Consider the following 21,036-nt stretch of genomic DNA (forward strand, 5'->3'; position numbering starts at 1 on the left):
GTCATGCGCCAGGCATTGCACTTATCGTAGCGGCGCAATTTATTGCGCGATGAATCGCACCGCTACAACTGCAATGCGGTGTTCACCCTCAGCTCTTCAGTTTCGGGTCCAGCGCGTCGCGCAGGCCGTCGCCCAGCAGATTGAACGCCAGCACGGTGAGAAAAATCGCCAGGCTGGGGAAGATCGCCACGTGCGGCGCAATCACCATATCGGCGCGCGCCTCGTTGAGCATTGCGCCCCACTCCGGCGTCGGTGGCTGCGCGCCCAGACCGAGAAAGGACAGGCTGGCAGCGGTGATGATCGAAGTACCGATACGCATGGTGAAATAGACCACAATCGACGACACCGTACCGGGCAAAATGTGACGCATGATAATGGTCCAGTCGGAAGCACCAATACTGCGCGCCGACTCGATATAGGTCTGATGTTTCAGCACCAGCGTATTGCCACGCACCAGACGGGCAAATGCCGGAATACTGAAAATCGCCACCGCCACAATCACGTTGCTCATGCCGCTGCCCATTATCGCCACCACCGCGATCGCCAGCAGGATGCCGGGAAACGCAAACAACACGTCGCAGATGCGCATGGTGATACGATCCCACCAGCCTTCGTAATAGCCCGCCAGCAGCCCCAGCACGGTGCCGATCACCGTTCCAATCGCCACCGAGAAGAAGCCGGCGATCAGCGAAATGCGCGTCCCGACCAGCACCCGGCTGAAGATATCGCGTCCAAGTGAATCGACGCCAAACAGATGCATCCACGACGGACCTTGGTTGAGCCGGTCGTAGTCAAAATAGTTTTCGGCATCAAACGGGGCGATCCACGGGGCGATAAACGCCACCACAATCAGCAGCAGTACAAATGCGCCCGCCAGCAGCGCCACATGCTGACGGCGAAAGCGCCGCCAGAATTCACGCCACGGCGTGCGAACCCGGTTTTCCGTCATCAGCGGCAGGGATTTCAGTGCCGCATCGCGTCGCCAGTTCTTCAATTGCGACTCCTTACCTGTAGCGAATAGCCGGGTTGATCGCCGCGTAAAGCATATCGACGATCAGGTTAATCAGAATGAACTCCAGCGAGAACAGCAGCACCTCGGCCTGAATCACCGGGTAATCGCGCATCTCCACCGAATCCACCAGCAGACGGCCCAGTCCGGGCCAGTTAAACACCACTTCCACCACAATCGAGCCGCCGAGCAGAAAGCCGAACTGCAGCCCCATCATGGTGACCACCGGAATCATGGCATTGCGCAGCCCGTGTTTGACCACCACCAGCGATTCGCGCACCCCTTTGGCACGCGCGGTGCGCATATAATCTTCCTGCATCACCTCAACGAACGAAGCGCGGGTAAAGCGCGCCATCACCGCGGCCACGGCGGCACCGAGCGTAATTGACGGCAGAATGTAGTGCTGCCAGCTGTCGGCGCCCACCGTTGGCAACCAGCCGAGCTCGACCGAAAAGACCTGCATCAGCAGCATGCCCAGCGCAAACGCCGGGAAGGAGATGCCGGAAACCGCCAGCGTCATGCCGATGCGGTCCGGCCAGCGATTGCGCCATACCGCCGAAACGATGCCGATCGCCATGCCAAACACCACCGCCCACACCATGCTGCTCAGCGTCAGCCACAGAGTAGGAAAAAAGCGCGCGGCAATTTCGGCAGAGACCGGCCGCTTTGACACCATCGACTGACCAAAATCACCCTGCAAAGCATTGAGGATAAAGTGCCAGAACTGCTGAATCAGCGGCTGATCGAGTCCCAGCTCCTGACGCACCAGCGCCACCACTGAGGCATCCGCTTCCGGTCCGGCAATCAGGCGCGCCGGGTCTCCCGGCAGCAGATGCACGAACAGGAACACCAGCACTGCGACAATCAGCAGCGTGGGAATCAGCCCGAGCAGGCGTTTAAGAAAATAGTTGAGCATGCGAAATCCCGCGCAGCATCGGCCAGCCCCGTAAGGCTGGCCGCGTCTGTTACTTCAGATCCGCCTCATCAAAATTGAATGAGGTATCGGGCATGACGTAAAAACCGGTCAGGTTTTTATTGTTCGCAGACAGCAGCTGCTCCACCACCAGCGGAATCCACGGGTGATCGTTCCAGATGCGGTCCTGCGCGTCTTTATACAGTCTGGCTTTCTGGTCGCGATCGGTGGTCTTCAGCGCATCCGCCAGGTCTTTATCCACCTGCGGGTTGCTGTAGAACGCGGTGTTGAAGATCGCCGGTGGCCACGAGCTGGTGGCGAACAGCGGCGTCAGCGCCCAGTCGGCTTCGCCGGTGGAGGCTGACCAGCCGGTGTAGAACATGCGCACCCCGCTCTCTTTCTGCCCTTTACTCTCTACTTCCGCCGCGCGCTGGCCGGCATCCATCGCCGTGACTTTTACCTTCACGCCTACCTGCGCCAGCTGCTGCTGGGTGAACTGCAGCACTTTCTGCGCGGTGCTGTGGTTATGCGATGACCACAGCGTGGTTTCAAAACCATTCGGGTAGCCCGCTTCCTTCAGCAACTCGCGCGCTTTGGCCGGATCGTATTTGATGGCCGGATAGCTCTGGGCAAAATCAATGCGCGGCGGCACGATGCCGGTGGCTGGCGTGGCGTAACCGGCAAAGGCCACTTTCGCCAGCGCCTGGCGATTGATGGCGTACTCCAGCGCTTCACGCACTTTCGGGTTATCGAACGGCTTTTGCGTCACGTTGAGGCTGATGTAACGCTGCATGATCGATGGTGTGGTCACCACATCCAGCTTGCTATTGCCCTGCAACAGTTTGGCCTGCTCTAACGGCACCGGGAAGGCAAAGCTGGCCTCGCCGGTTTGCAGCATCGCCGCGCGGGTGTTGTTATCCACCACCGGACGCCAGGTAATGCTGTCGAGTTTTGGATAGCCCGGTTTCCAGTAGCCCGACCACTTTTTCACTTTGACAAAATCGGTCTGGTTCCAGGTGTCAAAGGTATAAGGTCCGGTGCCTACCGGATGGAAACCGATGTCCTTGCCATATTTTTTCAGCGCGGTTGGCGAGATCATCACCGCAGCCGGGTGTGCCAGATTGTTGATAAACGCTGAGAACGGCTGCTTCAGGGTAATTTTCACCGTGGACGGATCGACTACTTCGGTGGTGGCGACATATTTAAACAGGTTATAGCGCTTGAGATGATTTTCCGGATTGCTGGCGCGGTCGAGGTTGACCTTCACCGCTTCGGCATTGAAATCCGTGCCATCCTGGAATTTCACACCCGGACGCAGCTTGATGGTGTAAGTCAAACCATCGCTGCTGGCCTGGTAGCTGTCCGCCAGCACGTTGACCAGCTTCATGTCTTTATCGAAGCCGAACAAGCCCTGATAGAAAGACTTGGCCACCGCCTGCGACAGCGTGTCGTTGGCGTCGTACGGATCCAGCGTGGTGAAGGTCGACGCCACGGCAATCACCGCATCTTTGGCCGCCCAGGCGGGCAGCGCCAGCGCCGAACTCAACAACCCGGCAGTGATAACCCCTTTTCGCATGATATGGTGCATCGTTATCGTTCTCCTGTAGTCCCTGTCTTGCGCGCCCTGCGCGGAGGGCGCGGTTGGTTGCTGCTCAGGCGCCGCTAATGGCATGGCGGGCGACAAAATGGCCCGGTGCCACTTCCAGTAACGGTGCCACTTCCGGCTCATCACCCAGCGGGCGAATCGGGCTGGGGATCTCATCCACCATCAGCGCCCGCTCGCGGTGCCGATGCGCCGGATCGGCCACCGGCACCGCGGCCATCAGTTTTCTGGTATAAGGATGGCGCGGCTGTTCGAACACCGCCTGACGCGGTCCCATCTCCACAATCTGTCCGAGATACATCACCGCCACGCGATGGCTGATGCGCTCCACCACCGCCATGTCGTGCGAAATAAACAGGAAGGCGATGCCAAATTCACGCTGTAAATCCAGCATCAGATTGATGATCTGCGCCTGAATCGACACATCCAGCGCGGAGACGGATTCGTCGGCGATCACCACTTTAGGATTGAGCGCCAGCGCGCGTGCGATGCAGATACGCTGGCGCTGACCGCCAGAAAATTCGTGCGGGTAGCGCTGCGCGTGTTCGGGTAGCAGACCAACGCGTTCCAGCAGCCAGGCGACGCGTTTCTCTGCCTGCGCGCGCCCCATGCTGCGATGCACCAGCAGCGGCTCCATAATTGAAAAGCCGACGGTAAGGCGCGGATCGAGCGACGCATACGGATCCTGAAAGATAAACTGAATATCGCGGCGCAGCGTGGCCAGCGCCCTGCCCTGCAGTGCATCAATGCGCTGGCCGTCAAAGGTGATGCTGCCGCCCTGGCTGGCGACCAGCCGCAGCAGCGAGCGTCCGGTGGTGGATTTGCCGCAGCCGGACTCGCCCACCAGCGCGAGGGTTTCGCCTGCATAAAGATCGAAACTGACTTTTTCCACCGCGTGGACGCGACGCTTAACCCGATTGAGCAGCCCGCCGCGAATATCAAAGCGCGTAACCAGATCGCGCACCTGTAAAATCGGCGGACGATCGTGACGCACGGTATCCTGCGGCGTGCTGGCTTCTTCGCGGCCGTTGGTATGCAGCAGCGGAAACTTCGCCGGCAGCGGCTGGCCACTCATCGCCCCGAGCTTTGGCACGGCCGCCAGCAGCGCGCGGGTATACGGCTGCTGCGGCGCATCGAACAACTGCTGCACCGGCGCGCGCTCAACCACATCGCCGCGATACATCACCTGCACGCGATCGGCCATCTCCGCCACCACGCCCATATCGTGCGTGATAAAGATGACGCCCATCTGCATCTCTTTTTGCAGCACGCGAATCAGCTGCAGAATCTGCGCCTGGATGGTGACGTCCAGCGCGGTGGTCGGCTCATCGGCAATCAGCAGCGCCGGCTTGCACGACAGCGCCATGGCGATCATCACGCGCTGGCGCATACCGCCAGAGAGCTGATGCGGATAGCGCGACAGCACATTGTGCGCTTCCGGAATGCGCACCAGATCCAGCATGCGTCGCGCTTCGGCCTGCGCCTGCTGGTGACTTTTCCCCTGATGCAAACGAATGGATTCGGCGATCTGTTCACCGACGGTGAACACCGGGTTAAGCGACGTCATCGGCTCCTGAAAGATCATCGCCATGTCCGCACCGCGTACCCGGCGCATCTGGCTGGAGGACGCCCGCATCACATCCAGCACCTCGCCGTTGCGCCGCCGCAGCAGAATTTCACCGCTGACCGCGCCGCCGGCCTGTGCAATCAGACGCATCAGCGCCAGCGACGTCACCGATTTGCCCGAGCCCGATTCGCCCACCAGCGCCAGCGTTTCTCCGCGGTGCAGATCGAGTGAAAGCTGCCGCACGGCGTCCGTCACGCGCCCTTCATGCTCAAAGCGCACACAGAGATCGCGTACCGCCAGCACCTGCTGCGGCGCAAACTGCTGCTGTAGATCCGTCATGCCTGCTCCTTAGCTGTCGCGGTAAATCGCTACCTCAACCTCGCCGCCCACATAAGCGAATCCGCGGTACATGCCTTCGCTGTTAAACGGCAGCGCCACGTTGCCGTGGGCATCAACGGCTATCAGCCCGCCGCTACCCTCCAGCTCCTGCACTTTGTCATGAATCACGCTGGCGGTGGCCTGTTGCAGCGAACGACCGCCATATTCCATCTGCGCTGAGACATCGTAAGCCGCCAGCGTACGAATAAACACTTCGCCGGTACCGGTACAGGAGACTGCCACGGTGGCGTTGTTGGCATAGCAGCCGGCGCCCGCCAGCGGTGAATCGCCGACGCGGCCCGCCTGCTTGTTGGTCATGCCGCCGGTCGAGGTGGCGGCCGCCAGATTACCCTGCAAATCGAGCGCCACCGCGCCCACGGTGCCAAATTTGCGATCCGGGTCCAGCGGATCGCTCTCCTGCGCCGCGCCATCATGATCCAGCAGCATTTGTTCGCTGCCCAGCGCGCGCTGCAGCTGCTCCCAGCGTTCTGGCGTCGAGAAGAAATCAGGCTCGACCGGCGTCAGCCCCTGTTGCGCGGCAAAGGCTTCCGCCCCGCTGCCAATAAAGAGCACGTGCGGACTGGCTTCCAGCACTTTACGCGCGGCAAGAATCGGATTGCGGATACGGCTGACGCCAGCGACGGCGCCGATATCCAGCGTACGGCCATCCATCAGGCTGGCATCCAGTTCATGGGTGCCCTGATGGGTGAACACGGCCCCTCTGCCGGCATTGAACAGCGGGCACTCTTCCAGCAGCCGCACCGCTTCGGTCACGGCATCCAGCGCGCTACCGCCGCTGGCCAGAATCTGCTGGCCGGCGCTGACAATCGCGGCCAGTTGCTGACGATAGTGCTGCTCTTTTTCGGCGCTCATTGCCGCACGCGTAATCGCGCCGGCGCCGCCGTGAATTGCGATAACTGCTTTAGCCATAACCGTTACCCTGTCAAGGAATCAGAGCCAAAAACACTGATTTAGAATGGTTTTCATCTTTTTTTGGCAATTTTCGACTATAGAAAGCCCCTCCCTGCTTGTAAAGCAGAAAGTGTATCAGCGGTCATAACCTTTTAATGTGGATTATGCTTTTTTGTGAATTAAGGGAGAGAACGCACCAGCTTTAATATTATGGCTGGCGCGCTTACGTCTGGCACCGGCAAGGCAGTGAACAACCTCTTCGCCCTTACTTTTTGTGTGGCTTCAGTGCCGGTTAAAAATCGGGTAAGTTAAAGGCCCATTCATGAAAAGGAATATTCAGTGGAAGATGAAAAAGGGCTAAGGATTGCACTCTCCCCGGTGCAGCTGGCAGCCGTCCTTTCAGATCGCAGCGTCAGCGAGGGTGAAACGACCAGCAACCGCATTTTCGGAGGGCTCGGGCTCGCTGGCGGAGTGATTGAGCTTTTTGGTGCTGGCGCACTGTGCGTCGTGCCTGAGCCCACCATGCTGACCAAAGCTGGCTGCGTCTTTGTCGGCACTCACAGTCTCGACACGCTTCAGGCCAGCCTGCGCCAGGTATGGACTGGCAGACAGGTCGCTACCGACACGTTTAATTCGGCCGTGGCACTCGCAGAATCGCTCGGCGCTGACCGTCAGACCGCCATGAATGTCGGCCTGACGGTAGATATCGCCATTCCGATGGCATTTGCCTTTGCAGCCGGAGCAGAGCGCGTCATCGCGGTGCGTGCCGGGCGGGTCAAAATCGCCGAGCATGAGTCGCTCTCAGGGCGAGCACCCGGTGGGCACACGATTGAGCGACATATCGGCAAAACGCCGGATGAGCTGCGGGAGAGGCTTCGTAACCGGCCTCGTCTCGATGAAGCCAGTAGCTTTAAGTCTCTGAGCGAGGCGGAAGCACTGATCAGTAAGGTGCTGGCAGATAATAAGCATCAAATTCAGATGTGGGTGAAAAATATCCCTCCAGGCTTGCAAGCCCGTATGCGCCTGAGTCGGCGTTTTTCACATCCGGTTGGTATAGTCGTGAGTAAAGGGCGTGAAGAGGTTGAGACCTGCTACGCCGTTCGCGTCATACTGGATTTTAAGCCCTACAACGGCAAACCTTACTTTATCATTACCGCTTTCCCGGAGTTATGATGGACCGTATCAGTATCAGTGAACTGGATAATTTTATTGGCATCTGGTTTGGGCAGGATTATGACCTGTTTGAACCGGGTGATGAGATCGAGCCCAAAATCGAGGCGTATATCAGAGAAGCGCATAAAGGAAACCTGCACGCCATGCTGGCAGACATCGAGCTGTTTCTGGCAGAGTGCGATGATGTCGAATCTGATTTCCGTGACCGCTATAAAAGAGAGTTTGTTCCGGCCAACTGGGATACCACTGCGGGCGCGTTTCTGTCACTGGTGCATAAGAAAGTATCTGCCGCACTCACATCATAACGTCAGCACGGTTGTTAACATGATACTCACTTTCAGTCTGAACAAAGCATGTTCGCCGGCGGATTCGTCACCGCGCACTAATTTCCATTCCCTTTGATCTCGCATGTGACTCAGCCGACAACAGCCACCATAATAGGCAGCATTCGCCTTTAACCCGACAGAGATGGACATGGAACCTTTTACCGCCGGACTGATTTCCCTTGAAGACGCGCAGCAGAAAATGCTGCAGCAGTTGCAACCGATTAGCGATTGCCTGAGTGTCGCGCTGGCCGATGCCGCCGGGCGCATTACCGCGAAGCCGGTGATTTCGCCGCTGGACGTGCCGCCGTTCGATAACTCCGCGATGGACGGCTACGCGCTGCGCCTGAGCGACCTGTCCGCTGACCGCGTGCTGCCGGTAGCGGGCAAAGCGTTTGCCGGCGCCCCGTTTAATGGCGAGTGGCCAGCCGGCAGCGTGATTCGCATCATGACCGGCGCACCAGTCCCGGCCGGCTGCGACGCCGTGGTGATGCAGGAGCAAACCGAACCGCGTGACGGCGGCATTGTTATCACCGCGCCAGTGCGTGCCGGGCAAAATATTCGCCGCATCGGGGAGGATATTCAGGCCGGTAAGCAGGTACTGGATGCCGGCGTGCGGCTCGGTGCGGCAGAGCTGCCGCTGCTGGCGTCGCTGGGTATTGCGGAGGTCAGCGTGCTGCGTAAGCTGCGCGTGGCCATTTTCTCCACCGGTGACGAACTGCAGGCGGTGGGCCAGCCGCTGGCTGAGGGCCAGATTTATGACACCAACCGCTTCACCGTGGCGCTGATGCTGCGCAAACTTGGCTGCGAGGTGATCGACCTTGGCGTGATCGCTGATGATCCCGCGAAGCTGCGCCAGGCCTTCAGCGAAGCCGATCGCCAGGCCGATGTGGTGATCAGCACCGGCGGCGTGTCAGTGGGCGAGGCGGATTTCACCAAAGCGATGCTCGAAGAGCTGGGCGCGATTACCTTCTGGAAGCTGGCAATCAAGCCCGGCAAGCCGTTTGCCTTTGGCCGTCTGGCCAACAGCTGGTTCTGCGGGTTGCCGGGCAATCCGGTGTCGGCGGCCGTAACCTTCTATCAGCTGGTGCAGCCGCTGCTGGCCACGCTGACCGGCCAGACCACGCGCATCATGCCGCTGCGCCAGCGCGCGCGCGCAACGCAGCGTCTGAAGAAAGCGCCGGGCCGGCTCGATTTTCAGCGCGGCATCCTCAGTCGCGGCGATGATGCTGTACTGGAAGTGCGCAGCACCGGTGCGCAGGGCTCGCACGTGTTCAGTTCCTTTGCGCTGGCCGACTGCTTTATTGTGCTGGAGCGCGATCGCGGTGACGTTGAGCCGGGCGAATGGGTTGATGTCGAGGCCTTCAACAGCCTGCTGGAGGGCTAATGCACACAGAGCTGAGCGATGAAGAGATGCTGCGCTACAACCGGCAGATTGTGCTGCGCGGCTTCGATTTCGACGGCCAGGAACGGCTGAAAGCCTCACGGGTGCTTATCGTTGGCCTGGGCGGACTGGGCTGTGCTGCCGCGCCCTATCTTGCCGCCGCCGGCGTCGGTCATCTGACGCTGCTGGATTTCGATCGTGTCAGCCTGAGTAATCTGCAGCGCCAGATTCTGCACAGCGATGAGCGCATCGGCATGGCAAAAGTCGCCTCGGCCCGTCAGCAACTGGCGGCGCTCAATCCACACTGCACGCTGGAGGCGATCGATGCGCAGCTGGATGAAGCCGCGCTCGGCGAACTGATTGCGCGTCACGATGCGGTGCTGGACTGCAGCGACAATGTCACCACGCGCGAACAGGTGAACCGCGGATGTTTTCAGCATCGGGTGCCGCTGATCTCCGGCGCCGCCATCCGCATGGAAGGCCAGCTCAGCGTATTCACCTGGCAGCCCGGCGAGCCCTGCTACCGCTGCATCAGCCGTCTGTTCGGCGAGCAGACGCTGAGCTGTGTCGAAGCCGGCGTGATGGCTCCGCTGGTCGGCGTGGTAGGTGCGATGCAGGCGATGGAAACGCTGAAGGTGCTGAGCGCCTTTGGCCAGCCGGCCAGCGCGCGACTGCTGATGTACGATGCGATGAGCGCCGAGTTTCGCAGCCTGAAAGTGGCGCAGGATGCGCAATGTGAAGTGTGTGGCCAGCGTGAGGAATAACGTCAGGGCGTGACATAAGCGTCAGGTATTGCTGAGCGGCGCAAATTATCAGGCGATAAATTGCGCCGCTGATGATGGCGGCTGCTAAACGGCTACGCCATTAGACGATGCCCTGGCTGCGCAGGTAATCTTCGTAGTTGCCGGTGAAGTCAACGATGCGATCGCCTTTCATCTCGATCACGCGCGTCGCCAGCGAGCTGACGAACTCACGGTCGTGCGAGACGAAAATCAGCGTGCCTTCATACATCTCCAGCGCCATGTTCAGTGACTCGATCGACTCCATATCCAGGTGGTTAGTCGGTTCGTCCATCACCAGGATGTTTGGCTTCTGCATCATCAGCTTGCCAAACAGCATGCGGCCCTTCTCACCACCGGACAGCACTTTCGCTGGCTTCTTGATGTCGTCGTGGCTGAACAGCAGACGACCAAGAATACTGCGCACCGCCTGCTCGTCGTCGCCTTCCTGCTTCCACTGGCTCATCCAGTCGAACACGCTCAGGTCGTCAGCAAAATCTTCGGCGTGATCCTGCGCGTAGTAACCAATGCGCGCATTCTCCGACCATTTCACCGTGCCGCTATCCGGCTGCAGTTCGCCAACCAGTGTTTTCAGCAGCGTGGATTTACCAATACCGTTGGCGCCGAGGATGGCCAGTTTCTCACCCACTTCCAGCAGCAGGTTAAGATTTTTAAACAGCGGACCGTTATCAAATCCTTTGGTCAGCGCTTCCACTTCCAGCGCATTACGGAACAGCTTTTTATCCTGCTCGAAACGAATATACGGGTTCTGACGGCTGGAGGCTTTTACCTCATCCAGTTTGATTTTATCAATCTGCTTCGCGCGCGAAGTGGCCTGACGCGATTTTGAGGCGTTGGCGCTAAAGCGGCTAACGAAGGATTGCAGATCGGCAATTTGTGCTTTCTTCTTGGCGTTATCCGCTAATAAACGCTCGCGCGCCTGGGTCGCCGCCGTCATATATTCGTCATAATTGCCGGGATAAACGCGCAGCTCACCGTAATCCAGATCCGCCATGTGCGTACACACCATATTCAGGAAGTGACGGTCATGCGAAATGATGATCATGGTACTGTCACGTTCGTTAAGCACCTGCTCCAGCCAGCGAATGGTGTCAATATCCAGGTTGTTGGTCGGTTCGTCGAGTAACAAAATATCCGGGTTAGCAAATAATGCCTGCGCCAGCAGCACACGCAATTTCCAGCCAGGGGCAATTTCACTCATCGGACCGTAATGCTGCTCCACCGGAATGCCCACGCCGAGTAATAATTCTCCGGCGCGTGATTCGGCACTGTAACCGTCCATTTCACCGTAGGCGACCTCAAGGTCGGCGACTTTATAGCCTTCCTCTTCGCTCATTTCCGGCAATGCATATATGCGATCGCGCTCCTGCTTCACCGCCCACAATTCCTGGTGACCCATAATCACGGTATCCAGCACGCTATATTGCTCGAAAGCAAACTGATCCTGGCGAAGCTTACCGATGCGCTCATTGGGGTCGAGGGAAACATTTCCGTTAGTGGGAACCAGGTCGCCGCCCAGTATTTTCATGAAGGTCGATTTACCGCTGCCGTTCGCACCGATTAAACCGTAACGATTACCGCCGCCAAATTTAACGGAGATATTCTCAAACAGTGGCTTACTGCCGAACTGCATAGTGATATTGCTGGAAACTAACACGGCATTGACCTTTGTTACGCAGTGGAGGAAAAAACAGCGGGCATTATGCCAGAAGCGGCCTGGATGAGCCACCTCTGCACCCGGATACGCAGAGGCAAGGCGGAGAACACCTTGTTGCCAGAGGTAAAATAATTGCGACCGTGCCGGACAGGTTATCCACGGCGCGGGAAGTGAACCGCCGCCCGTGCCCGGAGCGAGGCCAATAAAAAAGCCGGAGACGCTGACGCCTCCGGCTCCCGCTTACAAGGATTGTGCAGATTATTTGATCAGGAAGCTGTCGAGGCTTTTACCTGCATCCAGCGCTTTTTTAATCGCAGCTGGGGTACGGCCCTGACCGGTCCATGATTTCTCTTCACCGTTTTCGTCGGTGTAAGAATATTTCGCCGGACGCGGCGCACGCTTGGCGCGTTTTTTACCGGTTTCCAGTGCACCCAGTAATTCGTTCGGGTCGATACCGTCTGCCAGCAGCATTTCACGGTATTTAGACAGCTTCTCTTCTTTTTCGCGGTTCTGCGCTTCTTCCGCTTCAACTTCGTCGCGGCGCTCAGTCACCACGACGGTTAATTTTTCCAGAATTTCTTCCAGATCGCTCAGTGGCAGTTCACGAGCCTGTGCACGTAATGTGCGAATGTTGTTCAGAACTTTAAATGCGTCACTCATCACAATGTCCTTGCTTAAGGGGGTTAAATAAACTGTAGTGGCAAGATTACCCAATTCAAATAAAAAAATAAATTAATTTTGCAGACCGGATTAATCCGAATGGATTAGCATATTCCTGGCAGGCGCGTTTAAACCCAATGTGCGGCGTGAATTAACGGTGAATTAACATCAGCGGTTCAGTACCACCGGCTGGAACTGGAATCGATTTCATTGCTTATTCACGCGTAGGAAACAAGCGTTTAGCGCTTATTGTGCGCTGAGGCAGTAGTCAGCATAAAGGTAAAAAAACATTAATAGTGTAAGTAAAATCCGTTTTTAACGCGGATGGCATTAGCGTCACAGATGCGAGCAATATCTCATTTTGCCATTAAATAAATAAAAAAAGGCCGGTTGTTCACCGGCCATCATGCAAAAATCGTATGTCTGTGGTTATCCGCTTTTCTTCACTGCCGGTCGCAATACCTGGGGCACCGACGCATCAGACAGCCGGTCGTGCAAATAATGTTCAATCTGCTCCAGCGAACGATGGCGTGTTTCCGGTACCCAGCGAATAACAAAAATCGCGCCGCCTATGCCAATCAGCGCGAAAATAAAGAACGCGCCGGATAAGCCAACCGACGCCAGCAGAACCGGGAACAGCAGAGAAATAAGAAAATTGGCGATCCACAACGCAAATACCGCGCCGCCCATAAAAATACCGCGTAACCGTGTGGGGAAAATTTCTGACAGCAGCAGCCAGGTTACCGGCGATAACGCGCCCTGCTGGAAACTCAGAAACATCAGCATACCCAGCAGCACCATATAACTACGCAAGATATCCGGCTGACCGTTAACTGTTTCCGGCATCAGGTAACTGACGGTGCCAATAAACACCAGACAGGCGGTACAACCAAACTGACCTATCATCGTCATGGTGCGGCGACCGATGCGCCCCAGCAGCCAGATCCCCACAAAGGTCATTAATACCGAGACCGCGCCATTGGCAATGGTGGCAAACAGCGCAGTGTCATTGCTCATCCCCACCGCTTTCAGCATGGTCGGCGCGTAGTACATGATGGTATTTACGCCGGTCAGTTGCTGGATGGCGGCAATACCGATACCGATCAGGAACAGTTTGATCAGCCACGGCTGGCGCAGTTCCCGCAGACGCGGACGCTGCTGCTGCTCGTCCGATAGCGTCTCTTCGATCTCCATCATCTCCCACTCAACGTCTTCGCGCGCGCGGGTGCGTTCCAGAACCTTGCGCGCCTCAGCGAGACGGCCTTTCATGGCATACCAGCGCGGCGTGTCCGGCATAAACATCATCCCGAACCACAGCAGCACCGCCGGTAGCGTGGCGACCGCCAGCATCCAGCGCCAGGTCGTGTCGCCCCCCCAGGCCGCGTTGAAGCCGGCGTTCGACATATAGGCCAGCATCTGGCCGGAAACGATCATCAGCTCCTGCATGGTCACCAGCTGACCCCGTTTGTTGGCCGGTGCCATTTCGGCGATATACACCGGTACGGTGGCGGACGCACCGCCCACGGCCACGCCAAGGACCAGGCGGAAGAAAATCATCCAGCTGACATCGGGTGCCAGTGCGGTACCCAGCGCGCCGAGCGCAAAAATAATCGCCAGTACCAGAATAATTTTTCTCCGCCCGACCGCGGCGGCAAAGTGACCGGAAGCCAGTGCGCCAAACGCCGCGCCAAACAGCAGGCTGCTGGTCACCAGCCCGGTGGTAAATGGGGTGAGATGCAGATCGTCGCCCATGAATAACAGTGCGCCGGAGATTACGCCGGTATCGTAGCCAAACAGCAAACCACCGAGGGTGGCAATCAGCGCAATGACCTTCACAAAAGGCTCGGTGCGCGTGCTGCTGTTTGGCCCTGATGCCGGATTGGGCGTCATCCAGGTTTCGCGGGACATAACCAACTCCTTTCCTGAGATAAGAAGTCTTAAAATAGATTATTTCCACCACAATGAATAAATATGAAATTTAAATTTTGCGCCACGAGTCATTATCTTTGCCTTTAATTGAGATAATGATCACACAGCCTGATTCATGGCGCAGAGAAGGCAGTTCAAATTTTGCACAACAAACAGAAGGGAGAATATTTATTTCACGAAAGGCGCTGACCGCACGCAGTGAATGCGGTCAGCGATGGCAGATTAATTGACTGCGGTGGCCGGACCAAAGACGTCATAGTCCGGCAGCGTCACCTGCTGATACGGCTCCCAGCCGCCGCCCAGCGCTTTGTACAGCGCTACCAGGTCCAGCGCGCTTTGCATGCGCGCCTGGGTGGATTGCGCCTGCGACTGTGCCAGCTGACGCTGGGCATCCAGCACCTCAAGGAAGGTGGAGATGCCCTGTTTGTAACTGTCACTGGCGAGGTCAAAGGCGCGCTGCAGTGCACCGGTGGTCTCATCCAGCGCGGTGACCTGCTGCTGATCGGCGCGGTAGCTGACCAGCGCATTTTCCACATCCTGCAGCGCCGTCAATACCGTCTGGCGATAATCGAGCGCCGCGCTCGCCTGCTGCGCGCGCGCCAGTTTCACACTGGAAACCAGACGTCCGCCCTGAAAAATCGGGATCGACAGCGCCGGGCCGACGCTGAAGAAGTGGCTGCTCCAGTCGTCAAGGTAGCTGGCATCGGTGTTGCGCACCCCCAGCTGCCCGGTGAGCGACAGGCTGGGGAACAGGTTCGCGACCGATACGCCGATATTGGCGGTCTGTGCATGCAGATTCGCTTCAGCCTGGCGGATATCCGGACGACGACGCGCCAGCGTCGAGGGAATGCCCACCGCCACCAGCTTCGGCAACGCCGGCAGCGCTTTGCTGCTCATCAGTTCGTTATCCAGTGCGCCCGGCGTTTTGCCCAGCAGCACTGCCAGCCCGTTCATCGCCTGACGTTCCTGGGCCTGATACTGTGGCAGCTGCGCGTTGAGGGAGGCCAGCTGCGCACGGGCATTCTCAACGTCGGTGAGCGGCGCCAGACCGTTACGCTGCTGGCTCTGCGTCAGCTCCCAGGTTTGCTGCGCCACGTTAATCTGCTGTTGCAGCGTCGCCAGCACCGCCTGCGCGCCGCGCAGCTGCAGATACGCGCGCGCGACCTCAGCTTCCAGCGACACCAGCGCATCGTTACGCTGCTCAATCGCCGCCTGCTGCTGCGCGTCCGCCATCTCCATCTGGCGTCGTACTTTGCCCCATAAATCCAGTTCCCAGCTGGCGTCAAAGCTGCCCTGATACAGCGTGACCGAATGGGTCAGACCGTTGAGCTGATCCGCCACGTCATCATCCACCTGATCGTACACCCCGTTGGATTTCAGCATGCCTTTCAGGCCGAGCTGCTGACGCGTCACTTTGGCGGAACCGTTAAGCGACGGGAACAGCCCGCCACGTGCCTGCGCCAGCTGTTCGCGCGCACCGGCGATGCGCAGCACCGACTGTTGCAGCGTCAGGTTGCCAGCGATGGCGCGCTCAATCAGGCTATCGAGCTGCGGGTCGTTAAAGCTTTTCCACCACGAAGGATTGGTCGCGGACGCCAGCGGTTTTGAAGCTTCCTGAGAGGGCAAATCACGGTAGCTACCGGGCGTGTGCGCCTGCGGCGGCTGATAATCGGGCCCGACGGCACAACCCGCCAGCAGCATGGACAGCGCCAGCAGCGTCAGCGACGGCGTAACGCGCGAAGAGGTGATCATGTTAATGTGCTCCTGCACTGCCTTCGCTCTTGATCGGCGAAAGCAACCAACAAAAAGGAATCAATAGCACGGCGACAATGCTCAGGCCCATGAACACGTCGATGTAAGCCAGAATGCGCGCCTGGGCAATCATCTCCTGATAGAGCTGACCGCTGGCCAGCGTCAGCGGATCGCCCACCGCACTGGTAAAGTCACGAATTGCCTGCGCCCAGTGCTGCAGCGTGAGGTTGAACTGCTCATTGAGCGGCGACATGTTGTGCACCATGTGGGCCGATCGCACCTGTTCACGTTCGGTGATGCCGGCAGTGGCCAGCGAGATGCCGATCGAACCGGCCACGTTACGGAACATGGTGAACAGCGCGGAGGCATCCGCATTCAGGCGCTGCGGCACGGTGACAAAGGCGATGGTGGTGAGCGGCACAAACAGGAAGCCGAGGCCAATCGACTGCGCGCTGCGCATCAGCACCAGCGTGGTGAAATCCACGTTGGGCGTCAGGGTGCTGGAATAGAAGAAGGCCAGCGCCAGACAGGTAAAGCCAAAGGCGATGATGTAGCGCGTCTGCACAATCGGCATCAGCTTCAGCACCAGCGGGATGGTGAGCACGATCAGGACCGCACCGGGCGACAGCACCAGCCCGGACCAGGTGGCGGTATAACCGAGATCCTGCTGTGCCAGCTGCGGTAACACCACCGAGCTGCCATAAAGAATCATCGCCATGCCCGCCATCAGCAGACCGGCCACCCAGAAGTTGCGATCCTTCATCACCGTGATATCCACCACCGGCTTGCGCGCATACAGCAGCCAGTAAACCGCACCGACGATGCCGACGGCCGCCAGCATGGCAAACAGGCGAATGAAGTGTGAAGCGAACCAGTCTTCGTCTTCACCGCGATCGAGAAACACCTGCAAACAGCCGAGACCCAGGGTAATCAGGCTGATACCGATATAGTCGATTTTCAGCCGGCCCTTCTCCCACTTGCGCTCCCACGGCGGATCTTCCAGCAGCTGATAGATCGCCAGCACCGTGAGGATCCCCACCGGAATATTAATAAAGAACACCCAGCGCCAGCTGTAGTTGTCGGTGATCCAGCCACCGAGCGTCGGGCCAATGACCGGCGCGACGATAATGGCAATCGATGACAGGCCAAAAGCCTTACCGCGATCTTCCGGCTTGAAGTAATCCAGCAGCACCGACTGCTGCACCGGTTGCAGCCCGCCGCCGAAGAAGCCCTGCAGCACACGGAACAGAATGATTTGCCACAGCTCGGTGGCAATGCCGCACAGGAAGGAGCAGATAGTAAACATCACGATGCAGATCAGGAAGAACTGCTTGCGCCCAAACAGGCGGCTGAAAAAGGCCGATATCGGCAACACAATGCCGTTGGCAACCAGATAGGAGGTCAGTACCCAGGTGGATTCATCGTAGCTGGATGACAGCGACCCGGCGATGTGCGGCAGCGCGACGTTAACGATGGTGGTGTCCAGAATTTCCATGAACACCGCCAGCGTTACCGTGATGGCAACCAGCCAGGGATTGCTGGCCGGACGCCAGCTTTCGCTCGCACTCATTCCACCGTCACCTTCGGTTCAACCGACAGGCCAAGCGGCAGCGGATGATTCGGGTCGAGTCCTTTATCAATCACAATTTTCACCGGCACGCGTTGCACAATCTTCACGTAGTTACCGGTGGCGTTCTCGGCCGGGAAGGTAGAAAAGCGCGAGCCGGAGCCCATCTGCACGCTGTCGACGTGCCCTTCCAGCTTCATGTCCGGCCAGGCATCAACGCCAATCTCCACTTTATCGCCCGGATTCATGCGTGCCAGCTGCGACTCTTTGAAGTTGGCGGTGATCCAGATATCCGGCGATACCAGCGAAAACAGCGCGCTGCCGGCCTGTACCAGCGTACCGGGCTGCACGTTGCGTTTGGTGACGAAACCGTCATACGGCGCCCGTACTTCGGTGTAAGAGAGGTTAAGCTCGGCAGTGTTGAGCTGAGCCCGGGCTTGCTCGACCTGCTGCTGCCGCGCTTCGACATTGGTTTCCTGCTGGCGAATCTGCAACTGCACCTGCGAGGCCACTTCGACCTGCGCTTTGGCGCTCTGCAGCTGCGCTTCAGCCGAGCGTAACTGCGCGGCGGCGGTATCAATATTGCGCTGCGAGGTCGCGCGCGGGTCAACACCGCGCTGACGACGGTAATCCGCCTGCGCATTGAGTAAATTGGCCTGCGCCCGTGCCTGGTCGGCCAGCGCCTGATCGCGCTGCGCCGGATATTGCACCCGTGCCAGCGCCAGCTGCGCCTGCGCCTGATGCAGCTGCGCCTGTGCCAGACCAAGCTGTGCTTTGGCCTGATCGCGCTGTGCGGCGTTGTCACGCGGATCGATCAGCACCAGCAGATCGCCCTTCTTCACCCGCTGGTTATCTTTTACCAGCAGCTGCACCACGTAGCCCGACGCTTTGGGCGCGATGGTCACGGCATCGCCTTCGGTGAACGCATCGTCGGTGGTTTCAATGTTGCGCGTGCTAAACCAGAACCAGAATCCCACCAGCAGCATAATCACCACCACAATCGCCAGAATGATCAGCGGCTTTTTGCCGGGGCGTTTACGGGGTGATTGCTCGTTATCCTGACTGGAATCTGACGTGTTGTTATCTTTTTGCTCATCGGCGGATGGCGGATTGTGGTTTTCACTCATAATTTGTCATCACTGGCTGGTAATCCCGATCCCCGGGCGAAACGGTCAACTTAACCTTAGATGGGAAATTGACAAATGCCAGTGTAACTTTACATAAGCTAACATCCGACGCATTTTCTGCCACATCACTTAACGCGCTGATAAATCAGCGCGTCTTGCAAAGGCGGACAGGTGGGTCAGGGTTAACGCAGCAGCTGTAACAACAGCCAGCCGCACAGCATCGACCAGGCAAGCATCGGCAGGGAAAACAGATGGAAACGCCACCACACTTTGGCGTCCTGTGCCATGCGCAGCGCAATCAGGTTGGCCAGCGATCCCGGCAGCAGGCCAAAGCCGCCGATATTCACCGCCCAGGCCAGCACTTCGGAAGGCGGGACTTTTTGTAACAGCAGAATAGTGGCCGGCACGTTGCTGATCACCTGTGACAGGCCAATCGCCAGCAGATAGATACCCCCCTCGCCCAGCTGACCGATGGCGGCAAAATGCGGCTGCAGAATGGGCAGATGCATCAGTAAAAAGACATCAATGAACATCGCCACGAACACCAGCAGCAGGCTCCAGTCGATGGTCGCCAGCACCTGACGCGCCATCAGCAGAAAACAGCCCGCCACCAGCAGCAGCGCCCAGCCGGTGAGTTTCAGCTCCAGCGCGACGATAAACACCACGTACAGCAGCACGCTGACGATAAACAGCGGTTTCTGCCACTGCTGATTGCCTGGTGCATCATGCTTCTCAATGCTGCGCGCCGGGAAGCTAAACCACGTCAGCCCCACCAGCGTCAGCATCAGCATCGCCGCCAGCGGCGCCATCTGACCGATGAAACCGGCCACGCTGAGCGTGCCGTGGCTCCACAGCAGGATATTTTGCGGGTTGCCGACCGGCGTCAGCAATGAGCCGGCATTGACCGCCAGCGCTTCAAAGATGATCAGTCTGGAGATAGGCAGGCGCGAGAACTTGCGCAGCGTCAGCGTGAGCGGCACCAGGATAAACAGCGCCACATCATTGGTCAGGAAGGTCGAGAGCAGCGCCGCCGCACACACCATAAACAGCGCCAGCGTGCGTTCGTGCTGGAAGCCCTGCGCCAGCCGCGCACCGAGCACATCAAAATAGCCGCTGTTTTCCAGCCCTTTTGTCAGCATCAGCAAACCGGTGAGCGTCATGATGGTGTGCCAGTCAACGGCGGCGGGCAGCTGCGGCCAGCGGTAATCCGCCAGCGGCAACAAAATCACGCCCAGCAGCAACAGTAAATGCAAAACGCGGTCACGCATTAAGGAACGAAGCACGATGGGCATGATGGCAGAAGGCCTTGTAGGTTAGCGATTCTCGTAAAATTTCTGGAACACGGCGAGGGTTTCATCACTGACGTGATGCTCGAGCCCTTCGGAATCCCGGCGGGCGGTTTCCGGGCTGACGCCCAGCGCCAGCAGAAAGGTTTCAACGATATGATGGCGCACGCGGCTGGCTTCAGCCAGCTTCTCGCCTTCCGGAGTGAGGAACACGCCGCGATACGGCACCTGCTCAACCAGACCGGTGGTACTGAGACGCTTCAGCATTTTGGCCACGGTCGGCTGCGAAACGCCCAGGCGTGCCGCCATGTCAACCTGGCGCGCCTCGCCAAATTCACGAATTAAATCAGAGATTAACTCAACGTAATCATCAATCAGCTCACGGCGATGCGCTTCGCGTACCTGGCGAAATCCTTCGACATGCTCCTCAATATCTTTCAGCGGCCCCTGGGGCATGTGGGTGGCGCTTTTCGCACGACGACTCATTCAGCTTCCTCTTTATTATCTGCCGCACTTTACCTGCGGTGCGGGCTGGCTGCGCTCATTGTAAACCAGGCACAAATAAGCACAAATTTTTCCTGAATAGTGTTGGCTAAAGAGTATAGCCAGTGCTATCTTTGTACATGTTGTAAGCGAATAGCCTACAAAGGAGGCAACGATGGACGAACCCTGGCTGTTGCTGCTCCTTTTCCTGCTGTTTATTGCAGGGCTGTGCTTACTGTTGAGTTACCCGTTTTCCAGGAGGTAAAGATGAGCACGATGAAAAGCTGCCTCGACTGCGGCAAATGCTTCCAGACCGTACAAAGCAAACCGGCTTTTGAGCTGAAGTCGCTGTTGTGTCTGTTTAGCCGCTCGCCTTTTGCCCTGCGCCTGATGCTGCTTGAGAAACTGACCGGCAAAAAAATCGCCGCACAGCCCTGCCCGAATCTGATCTGGCGCGGCTGAGTTTCCTCAGGGCTTCACAGTCTGACCCGCTGCCTGCAGCGGGTTTTATTT

Annotated in this window: 18 protein-coding genes; 5 read left to right on the forward strand and 13 right to left on the reverse strand. The window is 58.2% G+C overall.

The features are described 5' to 3' along the window. Nucleotides 1-88: 88 nt before the first annotated feature. From gsiD to OXR61_RS04455, 5 genes are all read right to left on the reverse strand, one after another. The gene (gene gsiD / locus OXR61_RS04435) at nt 89-994 is read right to left on the reverse strand and encodes a glutathione ABC transporter permease GsiD (protein ID WP_021508399.1); all 906 of its coding nucleotides are present in this window, start codon (nt 992-994) and stop codon (nt 89-91) included. A gap of 10 nt (nt 995-1,004) precedes the next feature. Next, nucleotides 1,005-1,925 carry a glutathione ABC transporter permease GsiC gene (gsiC, locus tag OXR61_RS04440; RefSeq protein ID WP_021508400.1) on the reverse strand — a complete coding sequence of 307 codons (921 nt, stop codon included), beginning with the start codon at nt 1,923-1,925 and terminating at the stop codon, nt 1,005-1,007. 49 nt (nt 1,926-1,974) lie between these two features. Then, nucleotides 1,975-3,510, reverse strand: a complete 1,536-nt coding sequence (gsiB, locus tag OXR61_RS04445) for a glutathione ABC transporter substrate-binding protein GsiB (protein ID WP_021508401.1) — start codon at nt 3,508-3,510, stop codon at nt 1,975-1,977. Between the two features lie 64 nt (nt 3,511-3,574). Continuing rightward, the gene (gsiA, locus tag OXR61_RS04450) at nt 3,575-5,431 is read right to left on the reverse strand and encodes a glutathione ABC transporter ATP-binding protein GsiA (RefSeq protein WP_021508402.1); all 1,857 of its coding nucleotides are present in this window, start codon (nt 5,429-5,431) and stop codon (nt 3,575-3,577) included. Between the two features lie 9 nt (nt 5,432-5,440). Continuing rightward, nucleotides 5,441-6,400 carry an isoaspartyl peptidase/L-asparaginase gene (locus OXR61_RS04455; RefSeq protein ID WP_021508403.1) on the reverse strand — a complete coding sequence of 320 codons (960 nt, stop codon included), beginning with the start codon at nt 6,398-6,400 and terminating at the stop codon, nt 5,441-5,443. Nucleotides 6,401-6,721: 321 nt separating this feature from the next. Here OXR61_RS04455 and OXR61_RS04460 point away from each other — a divergent pair, with 321 nt between their 5' ends. The 4 genes from OXR61_RS04460 (at nt 6,722) to moeB (ending at nt 10,026) form a co-directional block, all read left to right on the forward strand. Then, nucleotides 6,722-7,555 carry an RNase A-like domain-containing protein gene (locus tag OXR61_RS04460; protein ID WP_021508404.1) on the forward strand — a complete coding sequence of 278 codons (834 nt, stop codon included), beginning with the start codon at nt 6,722-6,724 and terminating at the stop codon, nt 7,553-7,555. Then, nucleotides 7,555-7,860 carry a contact-dependent growth inhibition system immunity protein gene (locus tag OXR61_RS04465; protein ID WP_021508405.1) on the forward strand — a complete coding sequence of 102 codons (306 nt, stop codon included), beginning with the start codon at nt 7,555-7,557 and terminating at the stop codon, nt 7,858-7,860. The genes OXR61_RS04460 and OXR61_RS04465 overlap by 1 nt, the downstream gene beginning before the upstream one ends. A 169-nt stretch (nt 7,861-8,029) precedes the next feature. Continuing rightward, the gene (gene moeA / locus OXR61_RS04470; protein WP_031279865.1) at nt 8,030-9,265 is read left to right on the forward strand and encodes a molybdopterin molybdotransferase MoeA; all 1,236 of its coding nucleotides are present in this window, start codon (nt 8,030-8,032) and stop codon (nt 9,263-9,265) included. After that, entirely contained in the window at nt 9,265-10,026 is a 762-nt protein-coding gene (moeB, locus tag OXR61_RS04475) for a molybdopterin-synthase adenylyltransferase MoeB (RefSeq protein WP_021508407.1), read from the forward strand. The genes moeA and moeB overlap by 1 nt, the downstream gene beginning before the upstream one ends. Nucleotides 10,027-10,126: 100 nt before the next feature. Here the strand turns inward: moeB and OXR61_RS04480 are convergent, their stop codons facing one another. From OXR61_RS04480 to mntR, 8 genes are all read right to left on the reverse strand, one after another. Continuing rightward, entirely contained in the window at nt 10,127-11,719 is a 1,593-nt protein-coding gene (locus OXR61_RS04480) for an ABC-F family ATPase (RefSeq protein ID WP_031279866.1), read from the reverse strand. Between the two features lie 258 nt (nt 11,720-11,977). Further along, nucleotides 11,978-12,379: an H-NS family nucleoid-associated regulatory protein gene (locus OXR61_RS04485; RefSeq protein WP_021508409.1), complete on the reverse strand. Its 402-nt coding sequence runs from the start codon at nt 12,377-12,379 to the stop codon at nt 11,978-11,980. A gap of 429 nt (nt 12,380-12,808) precedes the next feature. Continuing rightward, entirely contained in the window at nt 12,809-14,287 is a 1,479-nt protein-coding gene (locus OXR61_RS04490; protein ID WP_021508410.1) for a sugar porter family MFS transporter, read from the reverse strand. 243 nt (nt 14,288-14,530) lie between these two features. Continuing rightward, on the reverse strand, nt 14,531-16,060 hold the full coding sequence (locus OXR61_RS04495) for an efflux transporter outer membrane subunit (RefSeq protein WP_021508411.1): 1,530 nt from the start codon (nt 16,058-16,060) through the stop codon (nt 14,531-14,533). A 1-nt stretch (nt 16,061) separates the two neighbouring features. Next, entirely contained in the window at nt 16,062-17,630 is a 1,569-nt protein-coding gene (locus tag OXR61_RS04500) for a DHA2 family efflux MFS transporter permease subunit (protein WP_021508412.1), read from the reverse strand. Then, entirely contained in the window at nt 17,627-18,754 is a 1,128-nt protein-coding gene (locus tag OXR61_RS04505; RefSeq protein WP_021508413.1) for an HlyD family secretion protein, read from the reverse strand. Before OXR61_RS04505 ends, OXR61_RS04500 begins: the two co-directional genes overlap by 4 nt. Before the next feature lie 182 nt (nt 18,755-18,936). Beyond that, nucleotides 18,937-20,046 carry an SLC13 family permease gene (locus OXR61_RS04510; RefSeq protein ID WP_031279868.1) on the reverse strand — a complete coding sequence of 370 codons (1,110 nt, stop codon included), beginning with the start codon at nt 20,044-20,046 and terminating at the stop codon, nt 18,937-18,939. A 21-nt stretch (nt 20,047-20,067) separates the two neighbouring features. Further along, nucleotides 20,068-20,526, reverse strand: a complete 459-nt coding sequence (gene mntR, locus OXR61_RS04515; protein ID WP_021508415.1) for a manganese-binding transcriptional regulator MntR — start codon at nt 20,524-20,526, stop codon at nt 20,068-20,070. A 264-nt stretch (nt 20,527-20,790) separates the two neighbouring features. Between mntR and OXR61_RS04520 the strand changes: the two genes are divergently transcribed. Continuing rightward, nucleotides 20,791-20,985: a hypothetical protein gene (locus OXR61_RS04520; RefSeq protein ID WP_021508417.1), complete on the forward strand. Its 195-nt coding sequence runs from the start codon at nt 20,791-20,793 to the stop codon at nt 20,983-20,985. The last annotated feature ends 51 nt before the right edge of the window (nt 20,986-21,036 follow it).

It is taken from the genome of Pantoea sp. GM_Pan_4, assembly GCF_026541005.1.
In the GTDB taxonomy this organism is placed as follows: domain Bacteria; phylum Pseudomonadota; class Gammaproteobacteria; order Enterobacterales; family Enterobacteriaceae; genus Pantoea; species Pantoea dispersa.

Coding starts and splice junctions, on each gene's coding strand:
- gsiC (WP_021508400.1), bottom strand. CDS start 1,925: ATGCTCAACTATTTTCTTAAACGCCTGCTCGGGCTGATTCCCACGCTG.
- gsiB (WP_021508401.1), bottom strand. CDS start 3,510: ATGCACCATATCATGCGAAAAGGGGTTATCACTGCCGGGTTGTTGAGT.
- gsiA (WP_021508402.1), bottom strand. CDS start 5,431: ATGACGGATCTACAGCAGCAGTTTGCGCCGCAGCAGGTGCTGGCGGTA.
- OXR61_RS04455 (WP_021508403.1), bottom strand. CDS start 6,400: ATGGCTAAAGCAGTTATCGCAATTCACGGCGGCGCCGGCGCGATTACG.
- OXR61_RS04465 (WP_021508405.1), top strand. CDS start 7,555: ATGGACCGTATCAGTATCAGTGAACTGGATAATTTTATTGGCATCTGG.
- moeA (WP_031279865.1), top strand. CDS start 8,030: ATGGAACCTTTTACCGCCGGACTGATTTCCCTTGAAGACGCGCAGCAG.
- moeB (WP_021508407.1), top strand. CDS start 9,265: ATGCACACAGAGCTGAGCGATGAAGAGATGCTGCGCTACAACCGGCAG.
- OXR61_RS04485 (WP_021508409.1), bottom strand. CDS start 12,379: ATGAGTGACGCATTTAAAGTTCTGAACAACATTCGCACATTACGTGCA.
- OXR61_RS04490 (WP_021508410.1), bottom strand. CDS start 14,287: ATGTCCCGCGAAACCTGGATGACGCCCAATCCGGCATCAGGGCCAAAC.
- OXR61_RS04495 (WP_021508411.1), bottom strand. CDS start 16,060: ATGATCACCTCTTCGCGCGTTACGCCGTCGCTGACGCTGCTGGCGCTG.
- OXR61_RS04500 (WP_021508412.1), bottom strand. CDS start 17,630: ATGAGTGCGAGCGAAAGCTGGCGTCCGGCCAGCAATCCCTGGCTGGTT.
- OXR61_RS04505 (WP_021508413.1), bottom strand. CDS start 18,754: ATGAGTGAAAACCACAATCCGCCATCCGCCGATGAGCAAAAAGATAAC.
- OXR61_RS04510 (WP_031279868.1), bottom strand. CDS start 20,046: ATGCCCATCGTGCTTCGTTCCTTAATGCGTGACCGCGTTTTGCATTTA.
- mntR (WP_021508415.1), bottom strand. CDS start 20,526: ATGAGTCGTCGTGCGAAAAGCGCCACCCACATGCCCCAGGGGCCGCTG.
- OXR61_RS04520 (WP_021508417.1), top strand. CDS start 20,791: ATGAGCACGATGAAAAGCTGCCTCGACTGCGGCAAATGCTTCCAGACC.